This is a genomic window from Prosthecobacter sp. (assembly GCF_046154365.1).
Classification (GTDB): domain Bacteria; phylum Verrucomicrobiota; class Verrucomicrobiia; order Verrucomicrobiales; family Verrucomicrobiaceae; genus Prosthecobacter.
The window spans coordinates 25894-41517 of sequence record NZ_JBJXFV010000211.1 but is presented as its reverse complement, the minus strand read 5'-3'; the positions used below and the strand labels follow the sequence as shown (position 1 = coordinate 41517).

Sequence of the window (15624 nt, the reverse complement as noted above, 5' to 3'; positions counted from 1 at the left end):
GTCCATCCTCTGCGGTTAAAACCAGGTAACCGCAGAGGATGGACGGTCGCAGAGAAGAACTGGCTCACTGAGTTTCCTCTGAGGTAAGGATGTCTGATCCTATGGGCCAGTCCCTCGTTCCAGTTCCAAGTCGTCACCGCAGATGCCGATGACAACAAATTCACCGACTGTGCCATCACCGTGGACGCGGACGACGTCATCACCGAGGACCGCCACTTTGATCCACTGGCCGGAGCAGGCTACAAGCCACAGCCGATCACCCCTGCGGAGTTCATCCGCCGCCATCTCAGCTCCTCCTGATCCCGTCACCATCAGCATGCCCCCGCGCTCCGCTCATCCCGACGCTTGACCTCTTAACGCACATCCCTTGACCGCCGCCCACCCTCCCCGTCTCCCCGTCTCCCCGTCTCCCCGTCTCCCCGTCTCCCCGTCTTCCCGTCTTCCCGTCTTCCCGTCTCCCCGTCTCCCAGTCTCCCAGTCTCCCCGTCTCCCAGTCTCCAAGTCTCCTCTTCTCCAAGTCTCCCAGTCTCCCAGTCTCCAAGTCTCCCCGTCTCCCAGTCTCCCAGTCTCCAAGTCCCCCTCCTCACCCCTCCTCCAGCCGCTCCACAAACTCCCTCAGCGTCAGCCCGACGCCATAGCTCATCTGCGCCATCACAATCAGCGCCGGATTCGCGTCCCCGCGCTCCACGCGACCGATGTACTCACGCGAGATGCCACAAGCCCCCGCCAGCCCATACTTGCTCAGCCCCGCCGCCTCCCGCAGTTCCTGCAGCTTGCGCGGCAGCCGCTCACGCAAGCGCTCGGCGTAGTCGTGGGCATCGTGGTTGTCAGGAGTCGCAGGCATGGCGGTCCACAGATTGAGAATCAAACACGGGGCGGCGCTTCAGGGCGCGGGCAGTTCGACGACAACTCGGAACCCCTTGTCGAAGGTTCCATTGCCGAGCGTGTCGGCTTCACGCCAGGAGGATTCGAGGCGGCCGACGCCGTTGTCCCAGGCGGAACCGAGCAAGACATGCACGTCCTGATGCGGGTCGGACCAGCCCGCACACATCTCTTTAACGTTGCCTCCAAGATCGTAAATGCCCAAGCGATTGGGCTGGAAGCTCATCACCGGAGCAGCCGTAGCAAAACCATCGTCATAGCCTTCGATGCCGTGCTGGGAAGGATACTTCACCTGGTAGCTGAGGTCGCCGTAGTTCCCAGCTCCTGACGGCATCGGCCACTGGGCACCCCAAGGGTATTCGTTGCGCACCTTAAGGTTCAGCGACTCCAGAGTTGTGTCTTTCGACCATGTTTCGCGATTACCGATCCCCACCGCAAAGCTCCATTCCCGATCGGTGGGCAGCCGATGCTTGATGCCGTCTCTCTTACTCAGCCAGGCACAGAACGCCTCGGCGAGTCTCCAATCCAGAGCACCGACGGGATGCCCGTCACCACGTTCGCCCAGTGTAATGTCCCGCGTCCAGGTGCGCTCCACACCGGGAACCTCGGCCGCATACGCGGCATAATCTTTCTTGCGGGTCTCATGCATGCAGAACAGCACCTTGGTGTTTGGCACCGGCACGAATTTCATGCCGAGAGTGTTGGTGAAGGGCTTGTCCTTGGTGGCGGCTTCCACTTCGATGGTGGGCACGGTCGTCGGCTGCGCGTCGCTGCCTGTGAAACTGCGCTCTTCGACCACCAGTCGGAATCCGTTGAATCCATTTCGATGTCGGGGTGCATCGCCGCCACGCCAGGAGGAGCGCAAGTAATAAGGGGCGCTATCATGCCCAGAAGTTCCACGCAATACCTTGCGGTCCTGCCTGCGGCTCAACCAATCCTGGCACCACTCAACCACGTTGCCCCCGAGATCGTAAATGCCCAGGTTGTTCGGCGCGAAGCTCTGAACTGGTGAGGTGCGCGAGAAGCCATCCTGGTAGCCGCTGATCACCGGAAAGGCACTGGGCCACATGGCATCCTTGGCTTCTTCCCCCGCATAGTTCCCAACTATGTTCCTCGGTGGATAGTCGCCGCCCCACGGATAGATGCCCGCAAGCTTCTCCCCCTTTTCCTCGGGGCTGGCGGCTTCGTCTTCTCGATCCGAAATGCCCACCGCCGCGCTCCACTCGTAGTCCGTCGGTAGGCGGTAGGCTCGGTGTTCCTTCTTGCTGAGCCAGGTGGCAAACGCCACCGCATCCTCCCAGCTCATGCAGCCCACGGGATGGGTATCTGTCTGTGGAAAACCGGGCATCTTCCAGGAGCTGCCGTTCCGTTGCTTCCAGCCGTCACTTGCCAGCGTGAAGGGCATCTCGCCCTCTTCATAGAGATAACCACTGTCAGCGACAAAGGCCGCAAAGTCGCCAACGCGAGTCTCGTGGATGCAGAACAGCACCTTCGTGCCCGGCACCGGCACAAACTGCATGCCCAGCGTGTTGACGAACGGCTTGTCCTTGGTGGCGGCCACGACGGCTGGTGCCGCTGCGGGAATAGACAGTGCAACAGCGGGTGCTGGCGCTGTCGAGGTGGCACTCGTTCGCGCAGACACCAGCACGCAGCGGAAGCCTATGTTGTTAAAGGATGCGGGGCTGCTGAAATGCCGACGAAACGATGACCCCAGATGGACACGATCAGAACTCAACCAACTGGAACCCCGAAACGTCTTCTCCTTCTGGTCCCCATCCCACCAGCTATCAACCCACTCCGACACGTTGCCACAGAGGTCGTGCAGGCCGTTCTGATCAGGAAGAAAGGAACCCACTGGAGCCGTCACGGGGAAGCCGTCCCGGTAACCTGACAGCGCCTTTCCCACGTAGCCATATTTGCCTGCGGCAAACTCAGGGAGCAACTCTTCACCCGCGAGATTGCCCGCCTGGGCGGGTGGCGGCCAGGCATTGCCCCAAGGGAACACATCATTAAGCCGGCGGTCCTTCTGACTGGGCCAGAGCGCCGCGTCCTCGGTGGTGCCGATCCCCACGGCACAGCTCCACTCGTGATCCGTCGGCAGCCGATACACATCGCCAATGGCGAGCTTCCCGGACTGCTGCTCGCTCTTGGTCAGCCACTTGCAGAACTCGACCGCATCCGCCCAGGGCACATGCACGGCAGGCTGCGTTGGCCCTGATTCAAAGCCATCCAGATCACGCCGCCACGGGTGGTTGGCCTTCTTGGTAAAGGCCTCATAGTCCTGCACGCGGGTCTCCCAGGTGGAGAATAGAACTCGCTGCCCATTCGTCGGCCCACCGATGATCGGCACCGGCATAAACTTCATGCCCAAGGTGTTGACGAAGGTTTTATCCTTGGTGGCAGAGGCCGTCTGCGAAGCGGAAGGACTCAAGAGCTGCTGCTTCTCAGGAACAACGCTCGTTGAATCCGCGCCGGGAAGCTCCGCCACCAATCGGAATCCAAACATGCTGCGGCGCAAGTTTGGCGCTGAAGCCCAGCGGGCGGAGGAATACACCGGCCCTCCAAGCGGAACAAAGGAGACTCCCCGCAGCACACGTTCTTTTTGGGCAACGTTCCACCAGTCGCTCACCCATTCCCAGACGTTGCCGCCCAAATCATAGAGGCCCAGCTTGTTGGGCGTAAAACTCATCACCGGGGCGGTGGTGGCAAAGCCATCGGTGTAGCCCTGGATGAAGCGATGGTTTCCCGTGGTTTGATTCAAAGTGATGTCGGCATAATTTCCCGCGCCTTTGGGCGGCGGCAGACCGGTTCCCCAAGGAAACACCGCCACTTTGCCATGGAGCATTTCCGGGGTCGTTGCCGCATTCCTGATCTCATCATTGCCGATCCCCACAGCAAAAGACCACTCCTGATCAGTCGGCAGGCGATACACCTTCCCCTCCTTCTTGCTCAACCACTCGCAGAAGGCCTGCACATCGTCCCAGTTCACGCTCACGACCGGATGGTCATCCTTGTCGCTAACGGGGATACCCTCCTCAGTGGTGTTCTTCCACCGGCCATCCACCGCAGGCATCTGACCCGCAAAGGCCGCGTAATCCTGCCGCCGCGTCTCGTGTATGCAGAACAGCACGTTGGTTCCCGGCACCGGCACGAACTTCATGCCGAGGGTGTTGGTGAAGGGTTGTACATTGGTCGCGATCACTGGTTCTGTTGCTGCCGGGACTCTCGGAACGAAGGCTGGCGGTGGAGTCAGGGGCACTTGGCTTGCGGCGGCTGACGTAGCACTCGTGCTCGGGGTGCTATCATCTTCCACCACGCAGCGGAAGCCGATGGGGCGAGGGAAGCCGATGTAGGGTGCTCTATCATTGACCGTATCACGACTTGCTGGCTGAGCGGGCTCCCGCCAGCCAGAGTTCAGAACCCCTCCAAAGTTCTCGTACGCTGCACCACGGGCTACGCGCTCGCGTTGTTCAGCGCTAAACCAATCATGGCACCACTCCCAAACATTGCCACCGAGGTCATAAATGCCCAGGGTATTGGGTTTGAAGCTCATCACCGGAGCGGTGGTGGGAAACTGTTTTCCCGTTTCACGGTATTTGCCCGCATTCTCTGGCGGTGCTCCCATGCCCCAAGGGCTCTGCCCACGCACGATTTTATAGAGCGCCTCAGGAGTAAGGTTGGTTCGGTCAGGAACGTCGTTCACAACCGCGAGATTCCACTCGAACTCGTTTGGCAGGCGATAGGTGCGTCCCTCTTTTCTGCTGAGCCAGGCACAGAAGGCCGTGGCATCTTCCCAACTGACAGCGGTTACTGGATGATCGTCTCCTGTGCTGACAGGTTTGCCGCTGATCACCACATTTTTCCAAGAACTGTCAACGCCAGAGTTCTCGGCGGCATAAGCGGCATAGTCCTGCTTCCGCGTCTCATGAATGCACATGTGAACTTTGCTGCCCGGCACAGAGACAAATTTCATGCCAATGGAATTGGTGAAAGTCTTGCCAGGCCGCACCGAAATAACGGGACCACTCGCAAGTGATTGCATGTCGACAGATCCCGGCTGCGTAACAGCCTTCGCCAGCACATTGCCACGCCACTGCCGCATGATCTCGACCATCGTCTTGATTCGCAGCGCCTCGGGAGTCTTGCTGGCGCGGGTCTGCTCCGCCTGGAGGGTCGTCAGGGTCTGATCATACTTCTCGTAGAGCGGCACGAGCGCCTTGGCGTAGTCGCCGGTGTATTGGGCGATGGCGTTGCGGTAGGTCGTGCGCAGGGTCTTGAGCGCGGCGGGTGTCTGGGCGTCATCCGGCGGCGGGAAGGCCGAGGTAGGCAGTTTCGTCATCGCGGCCTGTTCTTCCTTGAGCCGCACCACGTCATCCAGCAACGCTGACTTCGTGGCCGTGGCGATGGCGGCATCCAGCGCCCGATTGTAGCCCGCATTCAGCTTCGTCACTGCCGCCTTGAACGCACTGCCCGCATCCCGTTCCACCGCCGCTTGAAAGCTCTGCTCAAGCTGCGCGAGCTGGAGATCGAGGCCAGTGAGTGGTGCGGGTGGTGGCGTGGGCGCCGTTGTTTTTGTGGTGGAGGCTGGTGCGGCGGAAGATGGAACTCGCAGGCGCAGGTTGCGGAAGGCAACCTGGCCTTTCAATCCTTGCAGCAGGATGGGTCCTGGCCGCGCCAGACCGTAGAAGGCATGGTCTGCGCCGAAGCCCAGACGGCTCAGCTTGTCACGAAAGTCATCGCCCGCCAGATCGTAGGAACCCATCTTCTCCCCATTGACCCAATGTTCACAGCGCGTGCCCACGGCAAGAATGCGGCCGGTGTTCCACTGCCCCACGGGGTTGCTGGCATCACGCGACTCTGGGTACAAATCCTGCAAACTGCCTGAGCCTGTGCGTGGCGGCGAGGTGATCTGAAACTCCAAGACGTTTCTACCTCCGGGTGCATCAATCCGGTATTTGACGCCGCTGTCGGCATTGGCACCGACACGCCAGTCAAACTCCAATTCAAAATCCCCGAAGGATTCCTTCGTTTGCAGGTAACTGGTACCGTCACAGACCAGGAGGCCGTCTTCCACGCGCCACTTGCCCACCGAGTCTTTCCAGCCAGCCAGCGTTTTGCCATCAAACAGGCTGCGCCAGCCGTCCTGGTCGGTGACGACTGCCTTGGTGGTAGTAGCGGTTGTCTGCGCCGGTTGGGTTCCTGTGGCCGGCTCCGGTTCCGGCGCGGTCTGCACGGCTGCCGTTTTCTCTGATTGTGGCTGGTCTGTGCCCGCAGGCTTGGCCTGCTGCGATTTCATCCAATAATACCCACCGCCCATCAGCACGGCAATCAGCGTGAGCCACGCCAGCGTTCCACCCATCGCTGACTTCGGCTTTGGCGGCGGTACATACACCTGCGGCGGACGATACGGCTGTGCGGCGGTGCGTTGAGGCCTCGCTTCCGTTGGCAACGCGGCGGGTGCCTGCGTGGCTTCCGGCTCCACCTTCACCACCGGCTGCGTCAGGATGTGGTCGAGATCGTAGCGCATCTCGATCGCGCCTTGATAGCGCAACTCGCGGTCATCACGCAGCGCTTTGGCAATGATGCCGTCGTAGCGCGGGTCCAGGCCTGCCACTTGCAGCGAGGGCAGCTCAAACATGCCCTGCGGTAGCTTGCCGGTAAGCATCTGGTAGAGCATGACGCCCACGGCATAGATGTCGGCGCGATGATCAACACCCGCACCGAGCATGAGCGCCTCGGGTGCCATGTAATGCAGCGTGCCCATCGCCATGCCGCTCTGCGTCAGGCCCAAAGTCTCACCAGCCTTGCTCATCTTCGCGAGACCAAAATCTGCCACCTTCACCACGCCATCGTAGCTGACCATGATGTTCGCCGGCTTAATGTCGCGGTGGATGATGCCGCGCTCATGCGCATAGGCCAGCGCATCGCAAACGTGGGCGGTGATCGCCATCGCGTGCTCGGTGTGCAGCCGTTTCTGCTTCGCGATCATGCGGGACACATCGGTGCCCTCGATGAACTCCATGACGATGTAGAGCAGATGGTCGGGCGTCTCGCCAAAATCGTGTACCGCCACAATGCCGGGATGCGCCAGCCTCGCCATCGCGCGCGCCTCGTTCTTGAAACGCTCCGCAAAGCTGGCATCGGCGGTTTCGAGGTCGTTGGAGAGGATCTTGATGGCGACGGGCCGATCCAGCGAGATCTGCCGCCCTTTGTACACTGCGCCCATGCCCCCACGACCGAGCAGCATGGTGATCTCGTACTGCGGCAGCAGCTTCTGCAGCTCCTCCGCCGAGGGCGGCTGCCAGGGGCCTGCGGGCGTCTTGGGACCGGTGGGCTGCATCGCCTCCGCCATCAGGCAGCGCGGGCACAGCCCCTCGGTGGCTTCGGAAGGCAGCTCGGCACCGCATTTGGGACAGGACTTCGGGAGGGCAGAAGAATCGCTCATGAGGATGCCTGACGCGGCGGCGGCAATAGGTAACGAAGTTTTTTCAAGATGTGAGCGGGGTGAACAGCATCTGCATCGCCGAATTCACCTGTCAGCGCTTCAAGGCGCGGGCAATTCCAGGACGACGCGGAAGCCAAGTTCGGGGAGGTGGGTTGCACGCGGTTCGCGACCTGTGCGATGACTTGCCAGGGACCAATGGCTCGATGCCAGAATGAAGCTGCCCATGCGCAGGGTGCGGTCCGTGGGAGCCCGTCCGGGTTCTGCGAACAAATCTTCGACCCACTCGGTGACATTGCCTCCCAGGTCATGAATGCCCAGAGAGTTTGGCGGAAAGCTCATGACTGGAGCCGTGGTGACGAAGCCGTCCGTGTATCCCGGCAGGTAGCTCGCATCTTTGACCGCGTCATGCAGCGTCAGATCGGCAAGGTTTTCCATGGGCGTTTTCGGCGGGAACACACTGCCCCAAGACCAGACGTCCGGAACCCCGTCACGCAGTTCAAAAGGCGTCTTCCCTTCCGGCTCTCGATCGGCTATGCCGACAGCCGCGCTCCATTCGCGATCTGTGGGCAGACGATAGGTGTTTCCTGCTTTCGTAGAGAGCCAGGCGCAGAAGGCTTTGGCATCGTCCCAGCTAACTCCTGTGACAGGATGATCGTCGGAAGGGCCTACCGGATGGCCGCGCCAGACTTGGTTTTGCCAAGTGATGTCCAGGTCGGAACGTTCTAACGCAAAGACCCTGTAGTCCTTCTTCCGCGTCTCATGAATGCAGAACAGTGTCTTGGTGCCCGGCACCGGCACAAATGGCATGCCGAGGGTGTTGGTGAAGGGCTTGTCCTTGGTGGCGGCTGTGATTGTTGAAGTTGGCGGCGCTCTTGAGGTAGCTGCACTGGAGGACGGTGTTAAAATCTTCAACTGGATGTCCTTGAACCACGCTTCGCCACTGCTGCTTTCCAGGCCAAACGTGCCTGAGCCGAGGCGGAAATTCGTTCGACCACCCGTTGGTTGCCAATCGGCGGGTTGAGTCCAGCGGTTCACCTCCTGACCGTCGATGTAGAGCCTAGCCTCGCGGCCCTGGATCACGATGCGGTAGTCGAACCACACACCATCGTGCGCATGCATGGTGGCAACATTGGCCACTTCACGCAGACTGCCCGTCTTGGTGCTGTCCTTGTTCTCATTCGCGATCTGGGCCTGTGGGGCAAACTGATACCCGGAACTGAGTGTGGCACAGTGGAAAAAGATGCCAGAGTTCGCCAGTGGACCGGTTTTCACCTTCAGGCTGAGGTCGAAATCCAGCAAAGCAGGCGGCGGCGCACCCTGGCCCACATAAAACAAATTGCCAGCAACCCCTGTGGCCTTGATTGCACCGTCTTCGACGATGAAAGCCGATGGGCTGCCGACGATGCGCCAGCCGTCGAGTGACTTGCCATCAAACAAGCTAGTGGGCTTTTCTGCGAATGCGAAAGTGCTTGAGGCGGAGGCGGGAACGGTGGGCTTGGCCTGCTCCTGATAGTCCCGCGCCAGCTTCTGGCTCCCGACAGACAGCGTGTTCATCGCCACCGGCGTCACCTTCCCTGCGATCTCCAGCAGCACATTGCCGCTGGCGATGGCTTTGAATGTCGCCGTGATGCTGCGGCCCTTGGTGTCGGTCCAAGTCGTGGGGCCAACGGGCAGCGCCAATGGTCCTGTCTCCTGCGCCGCCAATTCTGCAAGCTTCGCTGTCGTCATCAGCGGAGCCTGCGTGGCTCCTACTATGGCGGTCTTTGCTGGAGCAGGGGACACCGTTGTTGCGGAAACCGTCGCAACAGATGCCGGACTGGAGGCAAGATTGATGACGCAGCGGAAGCCGAAGTCGATCAGCCTGGCATTCTCTGAATCGCGATGCGTGCGATGCCCGGAGAGCGACCAGTTGGCGGAAGTGTACAGAAAAGTGCCGCCCCGGATTGAATGCCATTGTGGTTGGTCTCCACGAAAAAGATCCTCGGTCCACTCGCCGACATTGCCTCCCATGTCGTAAAGACCATTGGAATTAGGTGGGAAACTCATGACCGGAGACGTGTATGGGAAACCGTCGGTGTATCCTGTGATGCCATGAGGGACGCCAGTGACCACCCGCCGCGTCTCATCCGAGAGGTTGTCCAACGGCTGCTTCGGCGGAAAGGTGGTACCCCAAGGCCAGACATTATTGATGCCGTCCCGCAGTTCATAAGGAGTCTTCCCCGCATCTTCCATCTCTGCAATGCCGACCGCAAAGCTCCATTCACGATCCGTGGGGAGGCGATAGGTGAGCTTGTCCTTGTTCCCCAACCAGGCACAGAAGGCTTTGGCATCTTTCCAAGTCACTCCTGAGACGGGGTGATCATCTGTGGTAATGACTTTGGCGCCATCAAGAGTCTGGTTACGCCAGGCGACGTTCACGCCTGGGTTCTCGAGCGCATAAGCCGCATAGTCCTGTTTTCTCGTCTCATGAATGCACATGAGCACTTTGGTGCCAGCAATTGGCACAAACTTCATTCCAAGCGAGTTCACGAACGGCTTGTCCTTGGTGGCGGTGGCAGGATCGCCGGTTAGTGAGGCAGGAGACGGCGTGTTTGCGACCACCGCTGGGGCTGTACCCGTGGGGCTGGCGGACGCGGCTGTCTGCGTTTGTAAATCGTCGCCTCCTTTGAAAAACAGCCATGCCGCCACTCCGCATGCTGCAATCAACGCCACCCACAACCGCGCAGAGTTAGATTTCTGCGCACGCACGATCACCTGAGGCTGGGGCGGACGATACGGCTGGCCGGCGGTGCGTTGGGGCCTCGCTTCCGTCGGCAGTGCCGCCGGAGCCTGCGTGGCATCCGATTCCACCTTCACCACCGGCTGCGTCAGGATGTGATCGAGATCAAAGCGCATCTCGCTCGCCCTTTGATAACGGATGTCACGATCCTCGCGCATCGCTTTGGCGATGATGCCGTCGTAGCGCGGATCGAGGCCGGAGACTTGCAGCGAGGGCAGCTCAAACATGCCGTGTGGCACTTTGCCGGTGAGCATCTGGTAGAGCATGACGCCCACCGCATAAATATCGGCGCGATGATCGACGCCCGCACCGAGCATGAGCGCCTCGGGGGCCATGTAATGCAGCGTGCCCATCGCCATGCCGCTCTGCGTCAGGCCCAGGCTCTCGCCAGCCTTGTTGCTCATCTTCGCCAGGCCGAAGTCGGCCACTTTTACCACCCCGTCGTAGCCGACCATGATGTTCGCCGGTTTGATGTCGCGGTGGATGATCCCCCGCTCGTGCGCGTAGGCCAGGGCATCGCACACATGCGCGGTGATCGCCATCGCGTGCTCGGTGTGCAGCCGCTTCTGCTTGGCAATCATGCGTGACACGTCCGTACCCTCGATGAACTCCATGACGATGTAGAGCAGGTGATCGGGTGTCTCGCCAAAATCATGTACCGCCACGATGCCGGGGTGGGAGAGCTTCGCCATCGCCCGCGCCTCGTTCTTGAAACGCTCCGCAAAGCTGGCATCGGCGGTTTCGAGGTCGTTGGAAAGGATCTTGATGGCGACGGGCCGATCCAGCGAGATTTGCGTGCCTTTGTACACCGCCCCCATGCCCCCACGACCGAGCAGCATGGTGATCTCGTACTGCGGCAGCAGCTTCTGCAGCTCCTCCGCCGAGGGCGGCTGCCAGGGGCCTGCGGGCGTCTTGGGACCGGTGGGCTGCATGGCCTCCGCCATCAGGCAGCGCGGGCACAGCCCCTCGGTGGCTTCAGAAGGCAGCTCGGCACCGCATTTGGGACAGGACTTCGGGAGGGCAGAAGAATCGCTCATGAGGATGCCTGACGCGGCGGCGGCAATAGGTAACGAAGTTTTTTCAGGAAGCCAGCGCGGCGAACAAAACCTGCATCTCCACCTCGACCATGGCGGCGTCATCCAGCGTGCCGGAGATCTCCGCCTTCACGCACTGGCGGAAGCGCTGCTTCAGCCGCTGCACCGCCATCTTCAACGCGGCAGGTGTCATGCTGCATGCCGCTGCGAGCGCAGCCTGATCCCCATGCGCTGCCTCGCCGGTGAGCCAGGGTTTGACCTGATCAAAAAACACTGCACGCCCCTCCGCCGTGCATTCGTGCCGCACCGCCTCCAGCGCGCGTGAGAGCAGGGTGAGCGCCCACTGACGATCAAACGCGGCATCCGGCGAGATTTGCCGCGCATCGGGAATGGCCTGCGCCGCCGAAGCATCCTCATCCATCGACACCGGCACGGCACCGCCGCCGCGCTTCAAGCGCTGTGCCGCCTCGCGCTGGTGCGCGAGGAAATGCTTCACCGCGCCGAGCAAGTAGGAGCGGAAGCGCCCATGCTCGCGCTCCGCATGGGTGATGCCGCCACCGGCGAGCAATTGCGCAAAGAACTCATGCGACATCTCACGTGCCACGTCTGCATCCCGCAGCTCACAGCGCAGGTAAGCGACGACGGGTTCATAATACGCGTCACACAAATCCGCCAGCGCCTTGCGGCCATCGTCAGAGTCGGCCTTCGCCTGCCGGACCTGGGTCCAGCGAGTGGTGTGGAAGGAGGCTTGATGGCGGGAGTCGGGTGGCATCGGCAAGTGGGCCACGTTTGCCACATCTACTGGTGCTTGGGAAGCGCCCAAGCACGCTGGATTCATGAATCCTGATGCGAGGTGTTGCTGACAGCCGTTTTTTCGCGCAGCCAATGCGATTCGTGGCAGTCATATACCGCGCGTCATCAGGATTTGGGCATTTCTATTCGCCCGGGAGTGCTGGAGTGCTGGAGTTCTGGAGTGCTGCATTCCAGCACTCCACGACTCCAGTACTCCGCAGTAAAGATTCACAAATCATGGTGACGTTGGGCATACCTCGCATCATCGGGTTTTGTGATTTCCCACAGATTCAGAAAACCCGCAGATTTGTTTTCAGACTCATGCAATCTGTGGGTTATCTGAATCTGTGGGATTCATGCATTTTCACCCATCTTGACGATGTGCGGTATAATGCCGTTTCCTTGACCGCCCCCTTTGACCCTCCTGACTGCTTGACCCCTTTTTGACCGTTCCCCCATGATCGCCTGGTTCGCCCGCAACTCCGTCGCCGCCAATCTCCTCATGCTCGCCGTCATGGTCGCGGGCGGGTGGACGCTGTGGCAGGACAAGATTCCCGTGGAGGTGTTTACGGACATCAAATCGCGCTTCATCTCGATCAACGTCCCCTACCCCGCGTCTTCGCCGGACGAGGTCGAGGAAACCATCGTCCTGAAGATCGAGGAGGCCATCCAGCAGGTCGGCGGCATCAAGCATGTGAACTCCACCGCCAGCGCCAGCGGTGGCATGGTCATGATCGAGGTGCAGGAGGGCATCGACCCGCGCACCGTGCTCGATGACGTGAAGATCCGCGTCGATGCCATCTCGAACCTGCCCGCACTCGCGGAAAAGCCCGTCATTCAGGTCGATGACTCCTTCCATTCCGTCATCACCGTCATCCTGAGCGCCGACATGGCCGAGCGTGACCTCAAACGCCTCGGTGAGCAGGTGCGCGATGACTTGGCCGCGCTGCCCGGCACTTCGCATGCCGAACTCGGCGGCGTGCGACCCGATGAGATCGCCATCGAGGTCGAAGAAGCCAACCTGCGCAAATACGGCCTCAGTCTCGAATCTCTCAGCGCCGCCATTCGCGGCAGTGCCGTCGATCTGCCCGCCGGTGTCGTGCAAACCGAGGCGGGCGACGTTTCCATCCGCACGCGTGGCCGTGCTTACACCGGCGCGGACTACGCGCGCATCCCGGTCGTCTCGCGTCCTGACGGCACCAAAGTCACGCTTGGGGAAATCGCGAAGATCATTGACGGCTTCAACGAGAACCAGCTCATCTCACGCCTCAACGGCAAGCGCTGTGTGCTCATCACGGTGATGCGTGAAGGCAGCCAGAACGCCATCACCATCGGCGAACGCGTCAAAGCCTACGTCACTGACATGAACAAGCGCATGCCCGACGGCGTGCATCTCGACTACTGGAACGACCGCTCCAAGATCGTGAAGGGCCGTATCGACCTGCTGATGCAGAACGCGCAGAGCTGCCTCATCCTCGTCTTCATCTGCGTCGGCCTGTTTTTGCGCCTGGAGGCCGTCATCTGGGTCGCCGTGGGCATGGTGATGAGCTTTCTCGGCGCCTTCGCGCTCATGCCGTATCTCGATGTCACGATCAATCTTTCCTCGCTGATGGGCTTCATCCTCGTGCTCGGCATCGTCGTCGATGACGCCATCGTCATCAGCGAATACTGCGACCAGTTGCGCAAGAGCGGCATGTCGCCGCTCGACGCCGCCATCACCGGCACGCAGCGCATGGCCGTGCCCATCACCTTCGGCGTCCTCACCACCGTCATCGCCTTCCTGCCCATGGCGACGGATAACAGCGACTGGGGCGCGATGTTCAAGCCCATCGGCATCGTCTTCATCGTCGTCATGCTCATCGCGTTGGTGGAGACGAAACTCATCCTGCCCAGTCACCTCGCGCATCCCTTCCTTGGCAAGGCGGGTGATCTCCTCGCTCCGATTCATCATCGCTCTGATCGTGCGCTGCAATGGTTCATCAACACCGTCTATCGCCCCAGCATCCGTTTCGCCGTCAATCACTGCTATACCATGCTCGCGCTGCTGTTTGGCAGCCTGCTGCTCGTGTTTGCCTTCTATCAAAGCGGCCGCATCCCCACCGCCTTCTTTCCCCGCGTGCAGAGCGAGCGCATCGAGTGCCGCCTCACCATGCTCGATGGCACACCCTTTGAAGTCACCGACGGCCACATCGCGCGCATCTACGACATCGCCACGCAGATGCAGAAAGAATACAGCTCCCCCGATGGCGTCTCAGTGGTGAAGCACATCATGGCCGTCAGCGGTGGCAGCTTCACCCGCGGCAGCAGCATGGACAAAGTCGGCAAGACCCATGTCGGCACCGTCATCATGGAAACCTACGGCCCCGAGGAGCGCACCATGGCGGTTGACACTGTCGAGATGTCCAATGAATGGCGCAAACGCATCGGCCAGATCGTCGGCTCCGAGGAACTCACCTTCCGCGCTGAAATCATGCGTGGCAGCGATCCCGTGAACATCCAGCTCACCGGCACCGATCCCACCGAACTGCTCGGCCTGTCGGAAAAGATCAAAGAGCACCTGCTGCAGCTCCCGAACGTCTTCGATGTCAATGACACCCTTGATTCCGGCCGCAGCGAGATCCAGCTCCGCCTCAAACCCGAAGCCCGCCAGTTCGGTGTCACCGTCAACGATCTCGCCAAGCAGGTGCGCCAGTCCTTCTATGGCGATGAAGTGCAGCGCATCCAGCGTGGCCGCAACGAGGTCAAAGTCATGCTGCGCCTGCCACGCGATGACCGCAAAAACCTCGCCACGCTCGAATCCATGCGCGTGCGCATTCCAAGCGGCCTCGAAATGCCCTTTGGCCGCGTTGCCGAGGCGAAAGTCGTCAAAAGCTTCACCGCCATCAAGCGTGTGGACCGTCGCCGCGCCCTCAACATCACCGCCGACGTGGACAAGAAGAACACCGACATGGAGCAGCTCCGCAACAGCCTCACCGCCTTCATGGAGCAGCTTCTCGTCGGCCACGGCCACATCCGCTGGACCTTTGAAGGCGAAGCCCGTGCCCAGCAGGAAAGCTCGTGGAAAATGCTCGTCTCACTGCTGCTCGTGCTCGGCGCCATGTACGCGCTCATGGCCATCCCGTTCCGCAGTTACACGCAGCCCTTCATCGTCCTGCTCGTCGTGCCTTTCGGCGTCGTCGGCGCTGTCATCGGCCACCTGTTTCACAATCTGCCGCTCAGCATCATGAGCAGCTTCGGCATGCTGGCCGTCTGCGGCGTCGTCGTGAATGACACGCTCGTGCTCGTCGATGAAATCAATCATCTCCGCGAAGAAGGCATCCCCATTCGCGAAGCCGTGCAACGCGGCGGCCTCCTGCGTTTCCGCGCCATCTTCCTCACGCAAATCACCACCTTCTTCGGCCTCGTCCCGCTCATCTTCGACGGCACCTGGCTCGCCAACATCGCCCCGTTCTTTTTCAGCAACGGTGCACAGAGCACGCATGCGCAATTCCTCACGCCGGTTTCCGTCGCCATGGGTTACGGCAGCTTGTTTGCCACCGTCATCACCCTGTTTCTCGTCCCGCTGTGCTACATCGCCGTCGAAGACCTCAAAGGCTGGTTCGTCTCACGTCCCACAGCACCCGATGTGGCTTCACTGCCCACCGAAGCTTCGTGATGTAGCCGCATTCGCCAGAATGCGGAACACGCTCCGT

General features: G+C 60.8%; 5 protein-coding genes. 1 reads left to right on the top strand and 4 read right to left on the bottom strand.

The features are described 5' to 3' along the window. Positions 1 to 583: 583 nt before the first annotated feature. From ACKVY0_RS27120 to ACKVY0_RS27105, 4 genes are all read right to left on the bottom strand, one after another. Positions 584 to 844, bottom strand: a complete 261-nt coding sequence (locus ACKVY0_RS27120) for a helix-turn-helix domain-containing protein (protein WP_409218004.1) — start codon at positions 842 to 844, stop codon at positions 584 to 586. 39 nt (positions 845 to 883) lie between these two features. Next, positions 884 to 7327 carry an SUMF1/EgtB/PvdO family nonheme iron enzyme gene (locus tag ACKVY0_RS27115; protein WP_409218003.1) on the bottom strand — a complete coding sequence of 2148 codons (6444 nt, stop codon included), beginning with the start codon at positions 7325 to 7327 and terminating at the stop codon, positions 884 to 886. 99 nt (positions 7328 to 7426) lie between these two features. Continuing rightward, positions 7427 to 11143: an SUMF1/EgtB/PvdO family nonheme iron enzyme gene (locus ACKVY0_RS27110; RefSeq protein ID WP_409218002.1), complete on the bottom strand. Its 3717-nt coding sequence runs from the start codon at positions 11141 to 11143 to the stop codon at positions 7427 to 7429. A gap of 43 nt (positions 11144 to 11186) precedes the next feature. Further along, positions 11187 to 11912 carry an RNA polymerase sigma factor gene (locus ACKVY0_RS27105; RefSeq protein WP_409218001.1) on the bottom strand — a complete coding sequence of 242 codons (726 nt, stop codon included), beginning with the start codon at positions 11910 to 11912 and terminating at the stop codon, positions 11187 to 11189. A gap of 477 nt (positions 11913 to 12389) precedes the next feature. Here ACKVY0_RS27105 and ACKVY0_RS27100 point away from each other — a divergent pair, with 477 nt between their 5' ends. Then, on the top strand, positions 12390 to 15587 hold the full coding sequence (locus tag ACKVY0_RS27100) for an efflux RND transporter permease subunit (RefSeq protein WP_409218000.1): 3198 nt from the start codon (positions 12390 to 12392) through the stop codon (positions 15585 to 15587). Positions 15588 to 15624 lie beyond the last annotated feature (37 nt).